General features: G+C 67.1%; 16 protein-coding genes. 10 read left to right on the top strand and 6 right to left on the bottom strand.

Going from position 1 to position 19,652, the window contains the following annotated elements:
• Window positions 1–39 precede the first annotated feature (39 nt).
• Window positions 40–504, bottom strand: coding sequence for a peptidylprolyl isomerase (locus ACOZBP_RS04525; protein WP_422675214.1), 465 nt, complete (start codon window positions 502–504; stop codon window positions 40–42).
• A gap of 80 nt (window positions 505–584) precedes the next feature.
• On the opposite strand from ACOZBP_RS04525, the gene ACOZBP_RS04520 reads away from it, so the two are divergent.
• A complete protein-coding gene (locus ACOZBP_RS04520; protein ID WP_422675213.1) occupies window positions 585–1,307 on the top strand; it encodes an RlmE family RNA methyltransferase in 723 nt (240 codons plus the stop codon).
• A 130-nt stretch (window positions 1,308–1,437) separates the two neighbouring features.
• Here the strand turns inward: ACOZBP_RS04520 and ACOZBP_RS04515 are convergent, their stop codons facing one another.
• Entirely contained in the window at window positions 1,438–1,983 is a 546-nt protein-coding gene (locus ACOZBP_RS04515; protein WP_422675212.1) for a DUF2061 domain-containing protein, read from the bottom strand.
• A gap of 140 nt (window positions 1,984–2,123) precedes the next feature.
• Here ACOZBP_RS04515 and guaB point away from each other — a divergent pair, with 140 nt between their 5' ends.
• The 7 genes from guaB (at window position 2,124) to ACOZBP_RS04480 (ending at window position 9,999) form a co-directional block, all read left to right on the top strand.
• Window positions 2,124–3,581 (top strand): IMP dehydrogenase, encoded by a 1,458-nt coding sequence (gene guaB / locus ACOZBP_RS04510; RefSeq protein ID WP_422675211.1) that lies wholly within the window; start codon window positions 2,124–2,126, stop codon window positions 3,579–3,581.
• 69 nt (window positions 3,582–3,650) lie between these two features.
• Complete coding sequence (locus tag ACOZBP_RS04505) at window positions 3,651–4,043, top strand: MAPEG family protein (protein ID WP_422675210.1); 393 nt, start codon at window positions 3,651–3,653, stop codon at window positions 4,041–4,043.
• Between the two features lie 12 nt (window positions 4,044–4,055).
• Window positions 4,056–5,489, top strand: coding sequence for an RsmB/NOP family class I SAM-dependent RNA methyltransferase (locus tag ACOZBP_RS04500; protein ID WP_422675209.1), 1,434 nt, complete (start codon window positions 4,056–4,058; stop codon window positions 5,487–5,489).
• Window positions 5,486–6,220, top strand: coding sequence for a 5'-methylthioadenosine/S-adenosylhomocysteine nucleosidase (locus tag ACOZBP_RS04495; protein ID WP_422675208.1), 735 nt, complete (start codon window positions 5,486–5,488; stop codon window positions 6,218–6,220). The genes ACOZBP_RS04500 and ACOZBP_RS04495 overlap by 4 nt, the downstream gene beginning before the upstream one ends.
• The gene (gene guaA / locus ACOZBP_RS04490; RefSeq protein ID WP_422675207.1) at window positions 6,217–7,779 is read left to right on the top strand and encodes a glutamine-hydrolyzing GMP synthase; all 1,563 of its coding nucleotides are present in this window, start codon (window positions 6,217–6,219) and stop codon (window positions 7,777–7,779) included. Before ACOZBP_RS04495 ends, guaA begins: the two co-directional genes overlap by 4 nt.
• 290 nt (window positions 7,780–8,069) lie before the next feature.
• A complete protein-coding gene (locus tag ACOZBP_RS04485) occupies window positions 8,070–9,323 on the top strand; it encodes a tyrosine-type recombinase/integrase (protein ID WP_372692914.1) in 1,254 nt (417 codons plus the stop codon).
• A 136-nt stretch (window positions 9,324–9,459) separates the two neighbouring features.
• Window positions 9,460–9,999, top strand: a complete 540-nt coding sequence (locus tag ACOZBP_RS04480) for a hypothetical protein (RefSeq protein ID WP_372692901.1) — start codon at window positions 9,460–9,462, stop codon at window positions 9,997–9,999.
• A 259-nt stretch (window positions 10,000–10,258) separates the two neighbouring features.
• On the opposite strand, the gene ACOZBP_RS04475 is transcribed toward ACOZBP_RS04480, so the two are convergent.
• Window positions 10,259–10,540, bottom strand: a complete 282-nt coding sequence (locus tag ACOZBP_RS04475) for a helix-turn-helix transcriptional regulator (RefSeq protein ID WP_228184604.1) — start codon at window positions 10,538–10,540, stop codon at window positions 10,259–10,261.
• 215 nt (window positions 10,541–10,755) lie between these two features.
• Window positions 10,756–12,162, bottom strand: coding sequence for a hypothetical protein (locus tag ACOZBP_RS04470; RefSeq protein WP_422675206.1), 1,407 nt, complete (start codon window positions 12,160–12,162; stop codon window positions 10,756–10,758).
• Between the two features lie 146 nt (window positions 12,163–12,308).
• On the opposite strand from ACOZBP_RS04470, the gene ACOZBP_RS04465 reads away from it, so the two are divergent.
• Window positions 12,309–14,057, top strand: coding sequence for a ParB/RepB/Spo0J family partition protein (locus ACOZBP_RS04465; RefSeq protein ID WP_422675205.1), 1,749 nt, complete (start codon window positions 12,309–12,311; stop codon window positions 14,055–14,057).
• Window positions 14,057–16,030 carry an NAD(+) synthase gene (locus ACOZBP_RS04460; RefSeq protein ID WP_422675204.1) on the top strand — a complete coding sequence of 658 codons (1,974 nt, stop codon included), beginning with the start codon at window positions 14,057–14,059 and terminating at the stop codon, window positions 16,028–16,030. The genes ACOZBP_RS04465 and ACOZBP_RS04460 overlap by 1 nt, the downstream gene beginning before the upstream one ends.
• Window positions 16,031–16,144: 114 nt before the next feature.
• Here ACOZBP_RS04460 and ACOZBP_RS04455 read toward each other — a convergent pair whose 3' ends face one another.
• Window positions 16,145–18,082 (bottom strand): FTR1 family protein, encoded by a 1,938-nt coding sequence (locus ACOZBP_RS04455; RefSeq protein ID WP_372692907.1) that lies wholly within the window; start codon window positions 18,080–18,082, stop codon window positions 16,145–16,147.
• Between the two features lie 137 nt (window positions 18,083–18,219).
• Window positions 18,220–19,632, bottom strand: coding sequence for a dihydrolipoyl dehydrogenase (gene lpdA / locus ACOZBP_RS04450; RefSeq protein ID WP_422675203.1), 1,413 nt, complete (start codon window positions 19,630–19,632; stop codon window positions 18,220–18,222).
• Between the last annotated feature and the right edge of the window lie 20 nt (window positions 19,633–19,652).

Here is a 19,652-nt window from a genome sequence, read left to right as displayed (position 1 = left end):
TCGTGGTCCCCCTCCCCACAGAGTGGGGAGGAAAGTCGTTTAGGCGACGGTCGCCTTGACGATCTTGCCCGGAGCGCGGGGCGGCTCGCCCTTGGGCAGGGCGTCGACGTGATCCATGCCTTCGATCACTTCGCCCCAGACGGTGTACTGGTTGTCGAGGAAGCGGGCGTCGTCGAAGCAGATGAAGAACTGCGAGTTGGCGCTGTTGGGATCCGAGGTGCGGGCCATCGAGCAGACGCCGCGGACGTGCGGCTCCTTCGAGAACTCGGCCTTCAGGTTCGGCTTCTTGGAGCCCGAGGTGCCGGTGCCGGTGGGGTCGCCGCCCTGGGCCATGAAGCCCGGGATGACGCGGTGGAAGACGACGCCGTCGTAGAAGCCTTCCGAGGCCAGTTCGGAGATACGCTCGACGTGGCCGGGGGCCAGGTCGGGGCGCAGCTTGATGACGACATTGCGTTCTTCGCCGTCGCCGGTGTCCAGGGTGAAGGTCAGGGTTTGGTCGGCCATGAGGCTCTCCTTGCGTGGGTGTGGGCTAGAATTGTGCGTGGGTCATAGCGGCTGAACGCTGTCACGGCTATGTGGGAAGCATGACTGACGACGAAAAGCCCTCCGAGAAACCTCCGGAACGCCGCCGGATGGTTCGCCCGCCCACGGGCGGCACCGCCGCCGGGCGCGGCCTGGGCCAGAAGATGAAGACGGCCGACACCAAATCCATGTCGAGCCAGCAATGGATCAAGCGCCAGCTGTCGGACAAGTGGTCCGAGCGCGCGCGCGCCGAGGGCTGGCGCAGCCGCGCGGCCTTCAAGCTGCTGGAGATCGACGACCGTTTCCGCCTGATCAAGAAGGGCTCGCGGGTCATCGACCTGGGCGCGGCCCCCGGCGGCTGGATCCAGGTCTGCCTGGATCGTGGCGCGTCGGCAGTGGCCGGCGTGGACCTGCTGATGATCGAGCCGATCCCCGGCGCGACCCTGATCCAGGCCGACTTCACCCATCCCGGCGTGGATCAGCAGATGATCGACGCCATCGGCGGGCGGCCCGATCTGGTGCTGTCGGACATGGCGCACAACACGGTGGGGCACCGTCAGACGGATCACCTGAAGATCATCGCCCTGATCGAGATCGCCGCCGACTTCGCCATTCGCACGCTGAAGCCGGGCGGGAATTTCGTGTCCAAGAACTTCCAGGGCGGCGACGCCGGCGGGGTGCTGGCGCGGCTGCGCGAGGAGTTCGAGACGGTGAAGTACGTCAAGCCGGAATCGAGCCGCAAGGGCAGCGCCGAAGTCTTCCTGGTGGCGTTGAACAAGCGGTAGACCGTTTCGCGTCATCCCGGCCGGAGCCTCGCATCGCGAGGCGCAGAGCCGGGACCGCCCAAGGTTCTGACGTCTGCGTTTGTTGCGGTCCCGGATGGCGGCTGCGCCGCTTCCGGGATGACGGCAGGGGTCAGGCCGCCGCCGCCTCCGCCGCCCGACGCGCCTTCTTCGCCTCGATCCGGGTCCAGATGCGGTCGTGCAGGGTGAAGAAGACCGTCTGCACCAGCGGCTCCACCGTGCCGATGGCCAGAGCCAGGCGCCAGTCGCGGGTCAGGGCGAAGGCGACCAGAACCGCGACCGTGAAGTGCATCAGACCATAGGTCACGGTCTTGAAGGCGACCTGTTTCAGGCTGCGGGGCAGGGCGTGGCTATGGCCGTGATGGCCGTGGTGGTTGTGCGCGCGGTTCTGCTCGCGGGCGTTCATCAGCTCCAGACGGGCGGTGACGGCCTCGGCCGTCTCCTCCACCCCGGAGAGCATTCGACGCTGCTCGATCCGGTGCCAGACGCGGTCGTGGATCGAATAGGCGAAGGTCTGGAAGATGGGCTCGACCACGCCGACGGCGAGGGCGATGCGCCAGTCGCGCGTCAGGGCGAAGGCGACCAGGATGGCGACGATCAGGTGCATGAGGCCGTAGCTCGCGATCTTGAGCGCGAGACGGCGAGCTGTGCTGATCAAGATGCGAACCATTATCGAAACATGTGGCGGCTGCGGCTCAGGTTCAAGGCAATTCCTCTTATTCCTCTGATAGCTCCCGCTTGGGGTTGCGGTTCCCCGTCATCGGGCGTTATACGCGGCCCGCAAAACGGAGACTCCCCATGGAGATACGCGAAGGCCTAACCTTCGACGATGTTTTGCTCGAACCCGGCCCGTCCGAGATCATGCCTGCGATGGCGGATGTCTCGACCCAGCTGACGCGCAACATCAAACTGAACATCCCGCTGCTGTCGTCCGCCATGGACACGGTGACCGAAAGCCGCCTGGCGATCGCCATGGCGCAGGCCGGCGGTCTGGGCGTGCTTCACCGCAACATGACCATCGAGGAGCAGGCTGAGCAGGTCCGCACCGTCAAACGCTACGAAAGCGGCATGGTCATCAATCCGGTGACCGTCTCGCCCGACACCACCCTGGGCGAGGTTCGCCAGATCGTCGCCGCCAAGAAGATCACCGGCTTCCCGGTGGTCGATCCGGCGACGGGCAGGCTGGTCGGCATGCTGACCCACCGCGACATGCGGTTCGAGAGCGATCCGTCGATCAAGGCCTCGGCCCTGATGACCACGGGCGATCTGATCACGGTGCGCGAAGGCGCCGGTCGTGAAGAGGCGCGCAACCTGCTGCGCACCCGCAAGATCGAACGCGTCATCGTCGTGGACGAAGACTATCGCGCGGTCGGCCTGATCACGATGAAGGACATCGAGAAGGCCCAGGCCTTCCCGAACGCCGCCAAGGACGAGCAGGGCCGCCTGCTGGTCGGGGCCGCCTCGACCGTCGGCGACGCCGGTTACGAGCGCGCGATGGCCCTGGCCGAAGCCGGCTGCGACGTGGTGGTGATCGACACCGCCCACGGCCACTCGGCCTCGGTGGCTCAGGTGGTCGAGCGCATCAAGCGCGAGAACAACCGCCTGCAGATCATCGCCGGCAACGTCGCCACCTATGACGCCACCCGCGCCCTGATCGACGCGGGCGCTGACGCCGTGAAGGTCGGCATCGGCCCGGGCAGCATCTGCACCACCCGCATCGTCGCGGGCGTGGGCGTGCCGCAACTGACCGCCGTCATGGACGCCGCCCGCGCGGCCAAGGACAGCGGTTCGCCGGTCATCGCCGACGGCGGCATCAAGTACTCGGGCGACCTGGCCAAGGCCATCGCGGCGGGCGCCTCGGTCGCCATGATGGGCTCGATGTTCGCCGGCACGGACGAGAGCCCCGGCGAGGTCTTCCTGTACCAGGGCCGGTCCTACAAGTCGTATCGCGGCATGGGCTCGGTCGGGGCCATGGGCGCCGGCTCGGCGGATCGCTACTTCCAGAAGGAAGTCTCGTCCGAAAAGCTGGTCCCCGAAGGCATCGAAGGGCAGACGGCCTACAAGGGTCCGATCTCGCCGGTTCTGCACCAGATGGTCGGGGGCTTGCGCGCCTCCATGGGCTATGTCGGCGCCGCCACGATCAAGGACTTCCAGGACCGCGCCCGCTTCGTGCGCATCACCAATGCGGGCCTGCGCGAAAGCCATGTCCACGACGTGATGATCACGCGCGAGGCGCCGAACTACCGTCAGGGCTGACCCTGATCCGCTCCCGGTCTTCGGATCGGGAGCGGTTTTGTCTGTGACTGAATGCGGAGGGGCTAGGACGTGACGACCGAACTGACCTATCTGGCGACGACGCTGGTTCTGGCCCTGGTGCAGATCTTCTTGCCGGCCGGGGCGCGGACGCTGGAGTTCGGCTCCAAATGGAACGCCGGCGCCCGCGATCAGACGCCTATTTCGAAGAACCCCGTCGTCGGTCGCCTCGAAAGAGCCCAGACCAACCTCTACGAGACCCTGCCGCTCTTCATCGGCGCCGTCCTGATCGCCCACGTTACGGGGGCGGAGAGTGCTCTGACCCTGTGGGGCGTGGCCCTCTATTTCTGGGCGCGCGTCGCCTATATTCCGCTCTACGCCCTTGGCGTGCCCTATATCCGGTCGCTGGTCTGGCTGGTCTCGCTCGCGGGACTGATCATGATCCTCACGGCCCTTTTCATCTGATCCGAGACCCGATTGACCCCTGCAGCCCGCCTCGCCGCCGCCGCCTCCGTCCTCGACAGCATCGCCCACAGCCGCCAGCCGGCCGAGGTGGTGCTGAAGGCCTGGGGCGCCGCCAACCGTTATGCGGGGTCCGGGGATCGTCGCGCCATCGCTGACCGCGTCTACAAGGTCATCCGTGCGCGCAGCCGTCTGGTCTGGGCCATGGGCGGGCGTGAGGACGGTCGCGCCCTGGTCATCGGCTCGCTGTCGCTGATCGACGCCCTGCCGCTGGAAGAGATCGAACTGCTGCACTCGGGCGAGGGTTATGGCCCGCGTCCGCTGTCGAAACAGGAGCGGGCCCGCATCACCTCGGCGCCGGGCGAGCTGCCCGGTTGGGTCGCCGCCGGCCTGCCTGAGTTCGTGGTCGAGGACTTCAAGATCACCTTCGGCGATCGCTGGACCGAGGAAGCCCACGAACTGATGGCGCCGCGCGCGCCCATCGACCTGCGCGTCAACGTCGCCAAGACCACGGTCGCGGGCGTCGAGGCGGAGCTGACCGAGGCCGGCCTGTCCCCCGCGCGCACGCCTTGGTCGGCCGTAGGCCTGCGCCTGTCGGCCGAGCCGCCGCCCAACGTCCAGGCGCTGGAGGCCTTCAAGCAGGGCCATATCGAAATTCAGGACGAAGGCAGTCAGGTCGCCTGCTGGCTGACCGGCGTCGAGCCCGGCATGACCGTCGTCGACTATTGCGCCGGCGGCGGCGGCAAGACCCTGGGTCTGGCCATGCTGGGCCAGCCGGTCGTGACCAAGGCGCCCAAGGCTGAAGCCGAGGCCGCGCCGGTCGCCGTCTGGTCGCCGGTCGGCGGGGAGGGCGCTGCGCCCCAGCCCCAACACAAGCCCAAGGCCAAGCCGGTCGAGATCACCAGCACCATCCGACTGTTCGCCTATGACGTGGTGCAGAAGCGTCTGGACAACATCCGTCCGCGCCTGGCCCGCGCCGGCGTCACCGCCGACCTGCGCCTGCTGGGCCAGAACGGCGGCGGGGTCGAGGACCTGGTGCGTCAGGCCGACGTGGTTCTGGTCGATGCGCCGTGCAGCGGGTCCGGCACCTGGCGCCGTCGTCCCGAGGACGCCTGGCGTCTGAAGCCGTCAGAGGTCGAGCGCCTGCACGCCCTGCAGGTCCAGATACTGGACCGCGCTTCGGCCCTGGTGAAGCCGGGCGGGCGTCTGGTCTTCGTCACCTGCTCCATGCTGCGCGGCGAGAACGAAGCCACGGCCGACGCCTTCGAGGAAAACCACCCCGAGTTCGCGCCGGTCCCGGTGGCTGAGGCCCTGAACGCCGCGACCCTGACCGATGCGGCGCGCGAGCGTCTGGGCAAGCTGGCGGCGGGCGGTCATCGCCTGCGCCTGTCGCCCGCCTCGACGGGCACCGACGGCTTCTTCGCCGCCGTCTATGAGCGGACGGCGTGAGCGAGGGCCGTTCCGAAGACATCTATGGCCTGACGGTTTTGCCCGTCATGGCGGCGCCGGCTGAGTACGGCGCCGCCCTTCAGGCGCGGATCACGCCTCTGATCACCGGGATCGGCCCCGTCGAGGCGGCCATCGCCCTGACGGCGGCCCTGACGCGGCTGGAAGCCGAGGACGTTTTGCCGGACCTGATCGTGTCACTGGGCTCGTGCGGATCGCGCGACCTGGGCCATGCGGCGGTCTATCAGGCCTCGTCCGTTTCCTATCGTGACATGGACGCCAGTTCGCTGGGCTTCGAGAAGGGGCGCACGCCGCTGCTGGACCTGCCCGCCGTCCTGTCTCTGCCTTGCCCGATCCCTGGCGTGCCGACCGCGACCCTGTCGACCGGGGCCAATGTCGTCTCGGGCGCCGCCTATGACGCTATCGACGCTCAGATGGTGGACATGGAGACCTTCGCCCTTCTGCGCGTCGCCCAGACGTTCGGCGTGCCTCTGGTCGCCCTGCGCGGCGTCAGCGACGGCAAAAGCGAGCTGACCAAGCTGGAAGACTGGACCTCGACCCTGCACCACGTCGACGAGAACCTGGCCGCCGCCTGGGACCGTCTGGCCGAGGTGCTGACGACGCAGGGATTGGCGGCCTTGGCCCACGTCCCCGCCTCGCGACTTGATCCCGACGTCTTCACCCGTCAAGAACCCGCCCCATCAACGCCCGCTTCGGATTCTGAGCCCTCATGACCGCCCCTCACACGCATGAAGCCGTTCTCATCGTCGATTTCGGCAGTCAGGTGACGCAGCTGATCGCCCGGCGCCTGCGCGAAGCCGGCGTCTATTGCGAGATCCATCCGTTCAACAAGGCGGGCGAGGCGCTGAAGACGGTGGCGCCCAAGGCCATCATCCTGTCGGGCGGTCCCAACTCGACGACGGACGCCGACAGCCCCAGGGCGGACCACGCCCTGTTCGAGGCCGGCGTGCCGGTGCTGGGCATCTGCTACGGCGAGCAGACCATCTGCGCCGAGCTGGGCGGCAAGGTCGAAAGCGGCCACCATCGCGAGTTCGGCCGCGCCGAGATCGTCATCACCCGTGAAAGCCCGCTGTTCGCCGGCATCGGCGCCGTCGATCACCGCGAGACCGTGTGGATGAGCCACGGCGACCGCGTCACCGCCATCCCCGAAGGCTTCCACGTCATCGCCACCTCGGAAGGCGCGCCCTATGCCGCCATCGCCAATGAGGAGCGCAAGATCTACGGCGTGCAGTTCCACCCGGAGGTGATGCACACCCCGCGCGGCGCCGTGATCCTGAAGAACTTCACCCACGGCATCGCCGGCCTGACCGGCGACTGGACCATGGCCGCCTATCGCGACGAGCAGATCGCCAAGATCCGCGAACAGGTCGGTTCGGCCAAGGTGGTCTGCGGCCTGTCGGGCGGGGTGGACTCCTCCGTCGCCGCCGTCCTGATCCACGAGGCTATCGGCGATCAGCTGACCTGCGTCTTCGTCGACACCGGCCTGCTGCGCAAGGACGAGGCCAAACAGGTCACGGAACTGTTCCGAGAGCACTATAACATTCCGCTGGTGCACGTTGATGCGTCGAAGGAATTCCTAGGCGAGCTGGCCGGGATTTCGGACCCGGAAACCAAGCGTAAGACCATCGGCCGCGTCTTCATTGAGATCTTCGACCGCGAGGCGGGCAAGATCGACGGCGCCGAGTTCCTGGCCCAGGGCACCCTCTATCCCGACGTGATCGAGAGCGTCTCGGCCTCGGGCGGCCCGTCGGCGGTGATCAAGAGCCACCACAATGTCGGCGGCCTGCCGGACTTCATGAAGCTGAAGCTGGTCGAACCGCTGCGTGAGCTGTTCAAGGACGAGGTCCGCGCCCTGGGGCGCGAACTCGGCCTGACCGACGCCTTCGTCGGACGCCACCCCTTCCCGGGGCCGGGCCTGGCCATCCGCATTCCCGGCGAGATCACGCCGGAAGCGGTCGCCACCCTGCAAGACGCCGACGCCATCTATCTGGACGAGATCCGCAAGGCCGGCCTGTATGACGACATCTGGCAGGCCTTCGCCGTCCTGCTGCCGGTCAAGACGGTCGGCGTCATGGGCGACGCCCGGACCTATGAAAAGGTCCTGGCCCTGCGCGCCGTCACCTCGACCGACGGCATGACCGCCGACTTCTACCAGTTCCCCTGGGACATCCTGGCCAAGACCGCCACGCGGATCATCAACGAGGTCCGCGGGGTCAACCGGGTCGTCTACGACGTGACCTCCAAGCCGCCGGGGACCATCGAGTGGGAATAGTCCCGACCCTTCGGTAGCATTCGGTATCGCTTCCGAAACAGCCTCTAAAGGCCTGACAACATTGTGAATTCTGTCGAGACCCTTCGGAGCCATTCGGAGGGTCTTTTTCCGTTTTGTCGGACTGCGCGACGGTACGCGGCTGCATTGATCTGGCGGACTCGGGCTCATACCGTTGTGACATCGGGCCCCGCCCTGACGGTATTTATTCCCAGCAAGTCGTTGAGATAACTAGGAAAAAACCGTCTCGGCGTGACCGAATTCGAGGATCGACGGACAGAGGCGATTATACCGTGCTTACCGACACCGCACTGAAGAATTTGCGTCCGAAAGCAAGGGCTTACAAGATTACCGACAGGGACGGCATGTACGTCTATGTCTCGACGGGCGGCGCAATCTCATTCCGCTACGACTATCGCTTCAACGGCCGTCGAGAGACCTTGACGCTCGGTCGCTACGGTCGGGCCGGACTGACGCTGGCCCAAGCCCGCGAGCGGCTTATCGAGGTGAAGAAGGCGATCGCGGACGGGGTGTCGCCCGCAGTCGAAAAGCAGCGCGCCAAACGTCGCCTGAAGGAAGCTCAGGATTTCGCACAGGTCGCCCAAGGCTGGATGGACCGCGCGCCGATGGCGGACAGCACCCGCGACATGCGCCGGGCCATCTTCAATCGGGACGTTCTGCCAAAGTGGAAGAACCGCCTGCTGAGCGAGATCACACCTGACGACCTGCGGGCGCACTGCAAGACGATTGTGGATCGCGGGGCGCCCGCCACGGCGATCCACGTCCGGGATATCGTCAAACAGATCTACGGCTGGGCCATCCTCCACGGTGAGAAGATCGACAACCCTGCGGATGACGTGGGTCCGGCTTCGATCGCCACCTTCCGACCGCGCGATCGGTCACTCAACCCAGCCGAAATCCGGATCATGCTGATGCTCTTGGGTGAGGTGGCGACCCTGCCGACCATCAGGCTCGGCTTGAAGTTCATCCTGCTCAGCATGGTTCGGAAGAGCGAACTTCAGGACGGGGTCTGGACCGAGGTGGATTTCGACATTGCGGTCTGGTCGATCCCGGCTGCGCGCATGAAGCGCTCACGCCCTCACAACGTCTACCTCTCCACCCAGATGCTCGACATCCTCGTCGCTCTGAAGACCTGCGCCGGCAACTCGAAATACATCCTGCCGTCGCGCTATGACGCCGATGCGCCGATGTCGCGGGCGACTTTCAACCGCGTCACCAGTGCGATCGCTGAAAGGGCCGGAAAAGGTAACCTTCCGCTCGAGCCCTTCACCGTGCACGACCTGCGGCGGACGGCCTCGACCCTGCTGCACGAGATGGGCTTCAACTCGGACTGGATCGAGAAAGGGCTCGCTCACGAAGAGCGATCTTCGCGAGGCGTCTACAACAAGGCGGAGTTCGAGACCCAGCGCCGCCACATGGCGCAGGAATGGTCGAACGCCGTGGACGCCTGGGAAGCGGGCCGCGCCTACACGCCGGTTCTGACCGTGTCAGAGGTCAGCGCACCGCGTTTTGATCCGAAATTTTGAAATGCGTCGGGATGCCAGCAGAAAATGCAGGAAGCAGGACATGATCGACGCGCGGGATAAGGCTGCCGCCACCAAGCGCACGGCCGTCCGGCCGGGACTGCGCAAGCGGTCGCCGGACCTGTTGGGACTGTAGGCCATGGCCGGGCCGTATTTTCCGCCGCTGGAAGTCGCGGGGCAGACGCTCGCGTTCGACCATCTCGAGCCCTTCGTGCTGGAGATGGCCACCCAGTCGCGTCCGAACGGCGTGAAGATCGATGTCCGGTTCAGCAACCACTGCTTCAGTGAAACCTTCGACGCCGCCCAGCACGACGAAACTGCGGTCACGGTCTGGGATGGTCCGAGGCGGCGCGTCTTCTGTCCGATCCGCTATGGGCTGTCGCAGGCGCTCCCGCATATCCTGAAGGGTCTGCCGACGGCGCACGTCTATCAGACCCCGGAGGCGAACTTCCTGCGGATCGGCGTGCGCAACGACGGCGGAGCAGGGGACTACAGGGTCTTCTTTCGGGTCAAGCGCGGCGCCGACGCCGGCGTCGATCTCAAGCTCTTCGTGGAAAGCGCCTACAGCCCGGAGCCGGCGCAGGCGCTCGCCATCGCCCACATGAGCAAGGTTCGTTTCGCCGTCCTGATCGACAAGACGCTGAAAGGCGAGAAGCTGAAGTTTCACCGCAAAAGATAAGGGCGCCTGGAGGCGCCCTTATCAGAAGTCACTCGGTAGCCGCTTCCGGGATCGAAATCCCTATCTCGCTCACGCGTGGACCTCCGAAGAGGCGGGTGAGGCTGTTTCAACCGATCTGGCCTCGGGACGACATATAGCTCGCGGGGGTGAAGAAATCAATTATCGGCCATGGACGCCCCTGTCCCGTCGTCCGGGGCTCAACCATCCCCGGCTGAAGCAAGCTATGACCCGCTCGCCGCTTTCTGAATCGAGGCGCGGCTTACAGGTGCGGTCGGGAGGCGCTCGCCCCGTGGTGGACGGGGCGTGATCGGCGCAGGCGCACATCCGGAGCCTTGGCCGGCGTGACGGGGGTGCGGCGGCGTTTTTCCAGCCAGGACTGCACCTCCGACAGATCCCAGACCACGCATCGCGGCGTCAGTCGGAAGCGTTTGGGGAATTCTCCGCGCTGCTCCATCTCCCAGATGGTGCTGTCTGCGAGTGGCACCATCTGGCGCAGTTCCGGTTTCTTGATCGTTCGCGGGAGGGAATCTGAGCGGGCCATCTTTCGATCTCCATCGGCTATCCAGTCCGATAGAATCGAACCGAAACGCACCGAAGGCGAAACCCGACAGGATGCGATGTGACGTTTGCGGGACGAACCCGCCCGGACACTTCATCGCCGACCGCCGTAGACGAGGCCGCACCACACGCCGTTTAGGTCGAGGTTCAGCCGCCAAATCGTCGATGTGACGGCGGCAATCGGAACCTGACGGGGGGCTACCTGCCCGGCCTGATCGCACGGACCTTCTGAGCGAGACTGGGCCGGCCTGCCGCCGCTGCGCCGTCGACGAAGGCGTCCAGAAGGTTGGTCTTGCTGAAAACGTCGTCCAGACGCCCCATGGGTCTCCCAGAGACGCCGTACGTGCGCTGGGTTTGCTCGAGATTGGCGTCGTAGTGTTCGCCGTCTTCGCGGTTGCGCCCCAGGTAATACACCGTCTCAAGATCGGCGAGTTCCTCCGATGTCAGAAGAGCGGTCATCGCGGCATTCAGGCTCTGACGCCTTTGCTGATGCGTGGCGATAGCCTCCGGGTCCCGAGGGAAGAATGACGATCCGAGATCCGCTGTTCGGTCCTTGACAGGGTGAGCCTCTGCCCAAGCCGAAAGCGCTGCGACCGCCTTGTCGTCACTGAGGTGCTTCAGGGAGGTCTCAATCCCGACGAGCGTCGCCAGCGGACGCGAGTTTCGAATGGTCGTCAACGCTTGGCTGAACTTCCGACTCCCGAGACCAAAGCTCTCCATGACCTTTGCCTTGCGGTCGGAAAATTCGGCGTCGCCCCACCCGGAATGGGGCCCCACCATCGCCGCGACCCGCTTGAGATCCTCTCGTGAACACTCGCCGGTGTGTGCGCCGGTCAGGCGCTCCTGCTCGAGCTCCAGCACGCGGATCTTCATCTGACCCAATAGCGCTTCCAACGCTTCGATACTGGTCCTGATATGCGGGAGATTGACGACCGCGAAGCCGCCCAGGCTTTTCACGCCGGCACAGTTGCTGGCGTAACGCAGTTCCTGTCCGTCGTCGTCCACGGCCGCCAGGCTCGCCACATAGGGTTCGAGCTGAGCCACCAGATCCACGATCCGCGCGTCTCCGACCTTGGCGTCCCTCAAATGCGTCCACTGGGAGCGGATGTCGTGGTCCGGCTTGTGACGCTCGGCGACCATGCCGGCGTCATGCAGCCGGTTTATCGCGAACTTCAGGGACAGTTCGATCGCATGTCGGCAGTTGTACAGGATCGGCATGGCGAGAGAGTCCCGACTGCCGAACATCTTCTTGTCGATGACGGCCACAACGAGTTCGCGCGCAGCCTCGATGTAGCCGTCGATATAGGCCTCCTCGCTGCCCTGAACGCCGATACAGGCGTTCCAGAGCCCATCGGGGATCGTCTCGAAGAAGGGGTCGGGGTTTGGAGCAGGTTCGGGCTGGGCGACGTCGGTCATGAAATCCGAATGGGCCAACGTCGGCAAGTCGGCAAGCGCGCCGAATGTCGTATCGCAATCTTCGCTCCATCGAATACGACGATGCCCCTGAAGCGCTAAGGGCTCCGCCCTCGCGCGGGCCAGGGTGAAGCGGCTGCGCCGCCGGACCGGCCGGTCTCCCCGACCTTCCGCGCCGGCGATCGTCATCATGATCATCATCAAGGTCAGGCTTGTGCAGGTCGGGCGATCCCCCTCCGGCCGGTCCGCCCTGGCCCTTGCTACCCCGGTCTCGCCGACGGGCAGGGTTTCAGGCGCGCAGTTCGCGTGCCTGCAACCCATGCCCAAAGGAGGCAGACATGACTGCTCAATCCATCGAAACCGTCGCGACCGAGGCGACCGTCCCCGCGCATGGCGCGGAGATCACCGTGCCGCTGAACCGGCTCAAGCCTTCGCCGAAGAACGCGAGGAAGACGCCGCACAGCCCGGCGACCATCGAGGCCTTCGCGGCCTCGATCAAGGCAAAGGGGGTGTTGCAGCCGCCCGTGGTCGAGATCGAGCGGGACGGGGAGGGCGCCCCGACCGGAAACTACCTCGTAACCATCGGCGAGGGGCGCCGTCAGGGGCTTCGGCTGCTGGCCAAGCGCAAGGCGATCAAGCGGACCCATCCGGTGCGGGTGATCGTGGACGCCGAGAACGACGCCCATGAGATCAGCCTCGACGAGAACATGACCCGCGAGGCCATGCATCCCGCCGACCAGTTTGAGGCCTTCCAGCGGCTGGCCGCCGAGAAGGGCTACGGCCCCGAGGAGATCGCCGCCCGGTTTGGGGTGTCCGCCCATGTGGTGCGTCAGCGTCTCCGGCTCGGGTCAGCGGCTCCGGAGTTGATGGCGGCCTACCGGGCCGGGACGCTGGCGCTGGACCAGCTGACCGCCTTCTGCGTCAGCGAGGATCAGGACCGGCAGCGGCAGGTGCTGGAGCAGATCGGTCCTCATACCCCGGCCTACGCCATCCGCCGCGCCATGACCGAGGCCAAGGTGAAGGTCGATGATCGGCGCGTCCGCTTCGTCGGCGTCGAGGCCTATGAGGCCGAAGGCGGCGGGATCCTCCGCGATTTGTTCACCGAGGATGGCGGCGGCTGGCTGGAGGACGTGGTTCTGCTGGACCGGCTGGTCAGCGAGAAGCTGGCCGGGCTGGCTGACGAGGCGCGCGAGCGGGAAGGCTGGAAATGGGCGGAACCCGCCCTGGACTATCCTGACGTCTCGGCCTTCGGGCGGGTCTATCCGGTGGCGGTCGAACGGTCGGAGGCGGACGCCGCCGAGATCACGGCCCTGTCGGAGGAGTATGACCGGATCGTCTCCGAGGCGGGCGCGGAGGGGCTGTCGCCCGAAGCGGACGCGCGGCTGGAGGAGATCGACAAGGCCTTGCAGGCCTTCGGCCCTGACTTCGACTATGCCGCCGAGGCCAAGGCGCGGGCGGGGATCGTGGTGATGCTCGGCCACGACGGTCTGGCCCGTTTCGAGCGCGGACTGGTCCGGGCCGAGGACGCGGTGGCGCCGCCCCCGGAAGAGGACGCGGTCGAGGACGACGGTGGCGATGCCGACGCCGAGAGAGGCGGCCGCGCGCCGGAGCCGGAAGAGGTCGGGAGCGCCCTGTCCGACCGGCTGGTCATCGACCTCACGGCCCACAAGACCATGGGCCTGCGCGACGCGGTGCAGGCCGATGTGGGCGCAGCGCTGGCGACCGTGGTCCATGCCTTGGCGCTGCAGGTTTTCTATCCGGGATATGGCCTCTGGACGCCGCTTCAGCTTCGACTGTCCGTCAGCGGTCTGGAGCGGCTGGCGCCTGGGGTGGAGGACGGGCCTGCCGGTCGGCGCGTTCGGGGCCGGTGTGAGGCTTGGGGCGCGCGACTGCCCGAGCGGGCCGAGGACCTGTGGGGCGTGGTGTTCGAGTTGGCGCCATCGGACCAGTTGGACCTGATGGCCTGCTGCGCCGGGGTCGGCGTCTACGCCGTGCGCGATCCGCACGACCGGCGACCCGGCGCCTTGGCGCAGGCCGAGACGCTGGCGACGGTGGTCGGCCTCGACATGACCGGGGGACCGCGTTGATGGTTTTCCCGGAGCTCGGCCTGTCGGGCTATTCCATCGACGACCTGTTTCTGCAGCGGGCGTTGCTGGACGAGGTCGAGCGGCAACTCGTGAACCTCGTGGCCGAAAGCCGCGATCTCCACCCGGTCATACTGGTCGGCGCGCCCCTCCGTCGTGAGGGACGGCTGTACAATTGTGCGGTGGCTATGCACCGGGGGCGGATCCTTGGCGTGGTGCCAAAGGGCCATCTGCCCAACTACCGCGAGTTCTATGAAAAGCGATGGTTCGCCTCCGGGCGGGATGTGGAAGGCGAGATTACGATCGGGGGCGAGACCGTTCCATTCGGAATGGATCTGCTGTTCCAGGCCGACGACGTCGATGGCCTGATCTTTCATGTCGAAATTTGCGAGGATGTTTGGGCGCCCGCGCCGCCCAGCGACTTCGCCGCGCTCGCCGGCGCGCTGATTCTGACGAACCTGTCGGCAAGCAACATCGTGGTGGGAAAAGCCGACACGCGGCGAAGACTTTGCGAACTGCAGTCCGGCCGCTGTTGGGCGGCCTACATCTACTCCGCGGCCGGGTATGGAGAATCGACGACCGACCTGGCCTGGGACGGACAGGCCTGTATCTACGAGCTGGGGGCGCAGCTCGCGGAGACCGAGCGCTTCAGCCTGGGGTCCCAGATGGCCGTCGCGGACATAGACGTGGAACGGCTGCAGCTGGAACGTATGCGTACCGGCACCTTTAACGAGGCCGCGATCGCCAACGGGATGCCCGACCGGCGCTTTCGCCGGGTGACCTTCCATCTTGATCCGCCAGTTCACAACCTCGGCCTGCAACGACGCATCGACCGTTTTCCCTTTGTGCCCAACGATCCCTCCCGCCTCGACCAGGACTGCTACGAGGCGTTCAACATACAGTTGAGCGGGCTGGCCAAGAGGCTTGAGGCGACCGGAACAGCCAAGATCTGCATCGGCGTGTCCGGAGGGCTGGATTCCGCGCACGCCTTGATCGTCGCGGCCAAGGTCTTCGATCTGCTTGGACGTCCGCGCACGGACATTCTCGGGATCACAATGCCCGGCTTCGGCACGAGCGCGAGGACCAAGTCTAACGCCTACGCCTTGATGAACGGGCTCGGCGTGACCGTCGAGGAAATCGACATCAAGCCGCTCGCCCAGCAGATGCTGCAGGACCTGCGCCATCCGTTCGCGAGGGGCGAACCTGTGTACGACACGACGTTCGAGAATGTGCAGGCCGGGCTCCGGACAGACCTCCTGTTCAGGGCCGCCAATCAGCGGAACGGCATGGTGCTCGGCACCGGCAACATGTCCGAGCTCGCGCTCGGCTGGTGCACCTACGGCGTCGGCGACCAGATGAGCCACTACAACGTCAACGGCTCGCTCCCGAAAACCCTCATTCAACACCTCGTCCGTTGGACAGCGGCGAACCGCCTGTTCGACCCCGCGGTGTCCGACGTCCTGCTCGACATCCTGGCGACAACGATTTCACCGGAGCTCATCCCGCAGACGGCCGAGGGCGAGTCGCAGAGCACCGAAGGCAAGATCGGCCCCTACGAGCTCCACGACTTCTGGATCTACTATCTCACCCGGTTCGGGCTGCGGCCCTCCAAGATCGCCTTCCTGGCCTTGCACGCCTGGCAGGACGCCGCCGCCGGGCACTGGCCGCCGCGCTTTCCGGACGAGCAAAAGCGGGCCTACCCCATCGGGGCCATTCGCAGCTGGCTGGAGGTGTTCCTGCAGCGCTTCTTCGCCAATCAGTTCAAGCGCTCGGCCATGCCGAACGGACCCAAGGTCACAACAGGCGGTTCACTGTCGCCGCGGGGCGACTGGCGCATGCCCTCGGACGCTCATGGCCAGGTCTGGATCGACGAGCTGCAGCGCAACGTGCCGGAGGTTCTTGATCCCGCAAGCGACGATCTTCCTGCGAAAGAACCCAAGGCGCCGCCCGCCGGGGGCAAACCCATCGTCCGATAAGGCCGTCGCCCGGCTGCGAACTCCGGGGTCGGAGGGGCGGTTCAGGAACCGGAAGCCGGCGCCTGCCCATCCGGCGCCCGGCGGGGCGGAAGATTAGGTGAAGGGCTGGCGACCCTAGCCGATGTCCGCCGGCCGCGCGCCCTTCGGCGCCGCATGCCGGGAGAAGCCGACCACGAGGATGGCGATCGTCAGCAGCTGAACGGCGACGCCTTCGACCGTCGGGTAGAGGCCGAGGATTTCGATCCGGGGGATCCAGGCCAGCGGGTGGACATCGAGCCAGCCTGCCTCCTGCAACGCCGCCACCCCCTTCCCGACGAGGACGACCGACAGGATGGCCATGAGGATCGAGCTCAGGGAGAAGAACCGGCCGATCGGCAGGCGCTTGCTGTAGGCCAGCAGGGCCCAGGCCACTACGGCCAGGATGACCACCGCCGTCAGGGCGCCGGCCAGCATGCCGAGGTGGCCGCCTTGGCTCCAGATCGCCGCATAGAAGAGGATGGTCTCGAACACCTCCCGGTAGACCACGACGAAAGACAGCAGGAACAGGAACCAGGCTGACCGTTTCGACAGCGCGTGGGAGAGCTTGTCGCGGATATAGGTCTGCCAGGCGTCGGCGTGCGACTTGCCGTGCATCCAGATGCCCACCGAGACGAGCACGACGGCGGCCAGAAGCGAACCGAACCCTTCGGTCAGTTCCCGGCTGGCGCCGCTGATGGAGATGAAGAAGGTCGCGGCCGCCCAGGTGGCCCCGCCGGCGACCAGCGCGGCGACCCAGCCGCCGTGGACGTAGCGCAGCACCTCGGGCCGTTCGGCCTTCCTGAGGAAGGCGATCATCGCCACCACGATGAGAAGGGCCTCTAGGCCTTCGCGCAGGAGGATGGTGAAGGCCCCGAGGAAGCTGGCGACATTGTCCGCCTCCTGGGGCGCGAGGGCCCGCTCGGCCGTGTCCAGCAGGGCGTTCGCACGCGCGACCCGACCGGCGACCTCCTCGGCGGGCGCACCCCGGCTGATCGAGACGCGCAGCTCGGTCATGGCGGTCTCGACCCGGCGCAGCAGGGCGCCGTCCCGGGCGCCGAGGGCCGGCTCGATCGGCTCGACGCCGTCGAGGTAGGCGGACAGCGCCGCGTCGGTGGCGGCCTTGCGATCGCCCCGTCGATAGGCGGCCTCGCTCTCCGCCAGGCGCGTCCGCGCCAGGGTCAGCGTCGATCCGGCCGGGCGCGCCGCGGCCTCGGGATGACGTCGCAGATAGGCGGTCAGGGCCCGCGCCCGGGGTTCGCCGAGGCGGGTGGCCAGCTCGGCCGGCGTGGTCTGGGTGAGGGCTGCCAGGTCGGGGAAGGCCGCGCGGACCGCCGGATCGCCGTCCCACAGGCGCTTGCCCTCGGCGGCTTCGGCGTCGGTGAAGGCGAAGCGGCCGACATAGAAGGCCAGCGCCCAGCGGTCCTCGGCCGGCAGGTGCGAGAAGCTGGCCATCGCCGTGCCCTCCAGCCCCTGGTCGATCACCTGGTAGAGCCCGAAGACGCTGCGCTGGCGCGCGCGCTCCACGTCGGCGAAGGCGATCGCCGGCGGATCGAGCCCTTCGGCGCCGGGGCCGTCGGCGCGCCCGGTCACGCCGTGGCAGACCGCGCACTGCTCGGCGTAGAGGGCGGCGCCGCGGGCCAGGTCGGGCGGGAACGAAGGCGCAAGCGGGCTCGGATAGGCCGCCAGCACCGCGCCGGCCAGGGCCTTGGCCCGGGCGCCGACGACGGCCGGATCCGCCTTGTCCCGGATGGCCGCCTGCAGGCCCTCGGCGTCGCGCATCAGGGCGGCCTTGGCCGGGTTGGCCGGCAGGGCGTCCAGACGCGTCCGGATCTGGGTGCTGAACTCGATCATCTCGCCGTATTCGGCCGGGTTGACGACCTCGCCGTCGGCCACTGCGCCGGCGTAGTCGACCGCCACATAATCCAGCAGCCGCCAGGCGACCTGGGCCTCCGAGGCGGACGGCGCCTGGGCGAGGGCCGGGGCGGCCAGCCCTAGGGCGAACAGCAGGGTGAGCAGACGGAGCAGAGGACGCATGGGAGACCTAGTTGTGAGCGGCTCGCAATAGCATTCAAGCGACGCCGCTGTCGCGTCTAAACCGCGGACGCGCCCGGGCCCGCAGAGGCGGCCGCGATCGCGGCTTCCGGCGGGTCAGACCTCGTAACGCGCGGCCGTCAGAGGTGGATCGTGCGCTCGGCTACCGCCAGGCAGGCTTCGCGCAGGGCTTCCGGCAGGGTCGGATGGGCGTGGCTTGTCCGCGCCAGATCCTCGGCTGCCGCGCCGAACTGCATGGCGGCGACCGCTTCATGGATCAACCCGCCGGCTTCGGGGCCCAGGATGTGCACGCCGAGGATCTTGTCCGTCGCGGCGTCGGCCAGAACCTTGACCAGACCGTTCTTCTCCAGACGCGCCTTGGCCATGGCGTTGGCGGAGAAGGGGAAGCGCCCCACACGGTAGGCCACGCCGGCCGCCTTGAGGTCGTCCTCCGTGCGGCCGACCGAAGCCAGTTCCGGCCAGGTATAGACGACCGCCGGAATCGTTCCGTAGTCCACATGGCCCGCGCCCCCCGCCAGGCGTTCGGCCAGGGCGATCCCTTCCTCCTCCGCCTTGTGGGCCAGCATGGCGCCGCCGATGACGTCGCCGATGGCGTAGACCCCGTCGGCGCTGGTCCGGAACCCTTCGTCCACCGGAATAAAGCCCCTGCGGTCGGGCGCAATGCCGACCGTTTCCAGATCGAGCCCGGCGGTGGCGGGCCGTCGGCCGATGGAGACCAGCACGACATCGGCCTTGATGGTTCCTCGCGCGCCATCGCCCACGGGCTCGACGTCGAGGACGACGTCGTCGCCCTCCATCCGCGATCCGACCACCTTGTGCCCAAGGCAGAACTGGAAGCCCTGGGCCTCGAGCACCTTGTGCAGCGCCGCCCACATCTCCGAGTCGACGCCGGAGGCGATCCGGTCGAGCACTTCGATGACCGTGACCTCGCTGCCGAGCCGACGCCAGACCGACCCCAGCTCCAGTCCGACGTAGCCGCCGCCGATCACCGCCAGATGGCGCGGCGCCGCCGTCAGGCTCAGGGCGCCGGCGGAGGTGACGATCCGCCGCTCGTCGATGGGCAGGTCGGGCAAGGTCGCCGCTTCCGATCCGCTGGCGATGACCACCGCCTTGCGGGCCTGCACCTCGAAAGCGCCGTCCGCGGCGCGCACCTCCACCCGGTCGCGCGCCAGCAGCCGGCCGCGGCCCTGGAAGCGGGCGACCTTGTGCTTGCGCAGGAGGTAGGCGACCCCTTCGCCAAGCTCGGTCACCACCTTGCCCTTGTGCCGCATGACACCGTCAAGATCGGCCCGCACATTGTCGACCATGACGCCGAACGCTTCGAGACTGCGCGCCATCTCCAGCCGCTCGGTGGCCTGGAGCAGCGCCTTGGACGGAATGCAGCCGATGTTCAGGCAGGTCCCCCCGAGCAGTTCGCGGTCGTCGATGACCGCCACCGACAGGCCGAGTTGGCTCGCCCGGATCGCACACGGGTATCCGCCCGGCCCGCCGCCGATGATCACCAGGTCGTAGGAGGTCGTCGAACGGCTCATGGCGTCAGCCTTTGCTGCGA

Origin of the sequence: Brevundimonas sp. NPDC058933 (assembly GCF_049315965.1) — a bacterium.
GTDB lineage: Bacteria > Pseudomonadota > Alphaproteobacteria > Caulobacterales > Caulobacteraceae > Brevundimonas.
The sequence above is the reverse complement of the archived record's forward strand: the minus strand, read 5'-3'. Positions and strand labels throughout refer to the sequence as shown.

Excerpts from the sequence above, each read along its gene's own strand:
- ACOZBP_RS04525 (WP_422675214.1), bottom strand. The coding sequence starts at position 504 with ATGGCCGACCAAACCCTGACCTTCACCCTGGACACCGGCGACGGCGAA.
- ACOZBP_RS04520 (WP_422675213.1), top strand. The coding sequence starts at position 585 with ATGACTGACGACGAAAAGCCCTCCGAGAAACCTCCGGAACGCCGCCGG.
- guaB (WP_422675211.1), top strand. The coding sequence starts at position 2,124 with ATGGAGATACGCGAAGGCCTAACCTTCGACGATGTTTTGCTCGAACCC.
- guaA (WP_422675207.1), top strand. The coding sequence starts at position 6,217 with ATGACCGCCCCTCACACGCATGAAGCCGTTCTCATCGTCGATTTCGGC.
- ACOZBP_RS04480 (WP_372692901.1), top strand. The coding sequence starts at position 9,460 with ATGGCCGGGCCGTATTTTCCGCCGCTGGAAGTCGCGGGGCAGACGCTC.
- ACOZBP_RS04475 (WP_228184604.1), bottom strand. The coding sequence starts at position 10,540 with ATGGCCCGCTCAGATTCCCTCCCGCGAACGATCAAGAAACCGGAACTG.
- ACOZBP_RS04470 (WP_422675206.1), bottom strand. The coding sequence starts at position 12,162 with ATGATGACGATCGCCGGCGCGGAAGGTCGGGGAGACCGGCCGGTCCGG.
- ACOZBP_RS04465 (WP_422675205.1), top strand. The coding sequence starts at position 12,309 with ATGACTGCTCAATCCATCGAAACCGTCGCGACCGAGGCGACCGTCCCC.
- ACOZBP_RS04460 (WP_422675204.1), top strand. The coding sequence starts at position 14,057 with ATGGTTTTCCCGGAGCTCGGCCTGTCGGGCTATTCCATCGACGACCTG.
- ACOZBP_RS04455 (WP_372692907.1), bottom strand. The coding sequence starts at position 18,082 with ATGCGTCCTCTGCTCCGTCTGCTCACCCTGCTGTTCGCCCTAGGGCTG.
- lpdA (WP_422675203.1), bottom strand. The coding sequence starts at position 19,632 with ATGAGCCGTTCGACGACCTCCTACGACCTGGTGATCATCGGCGGCGGG.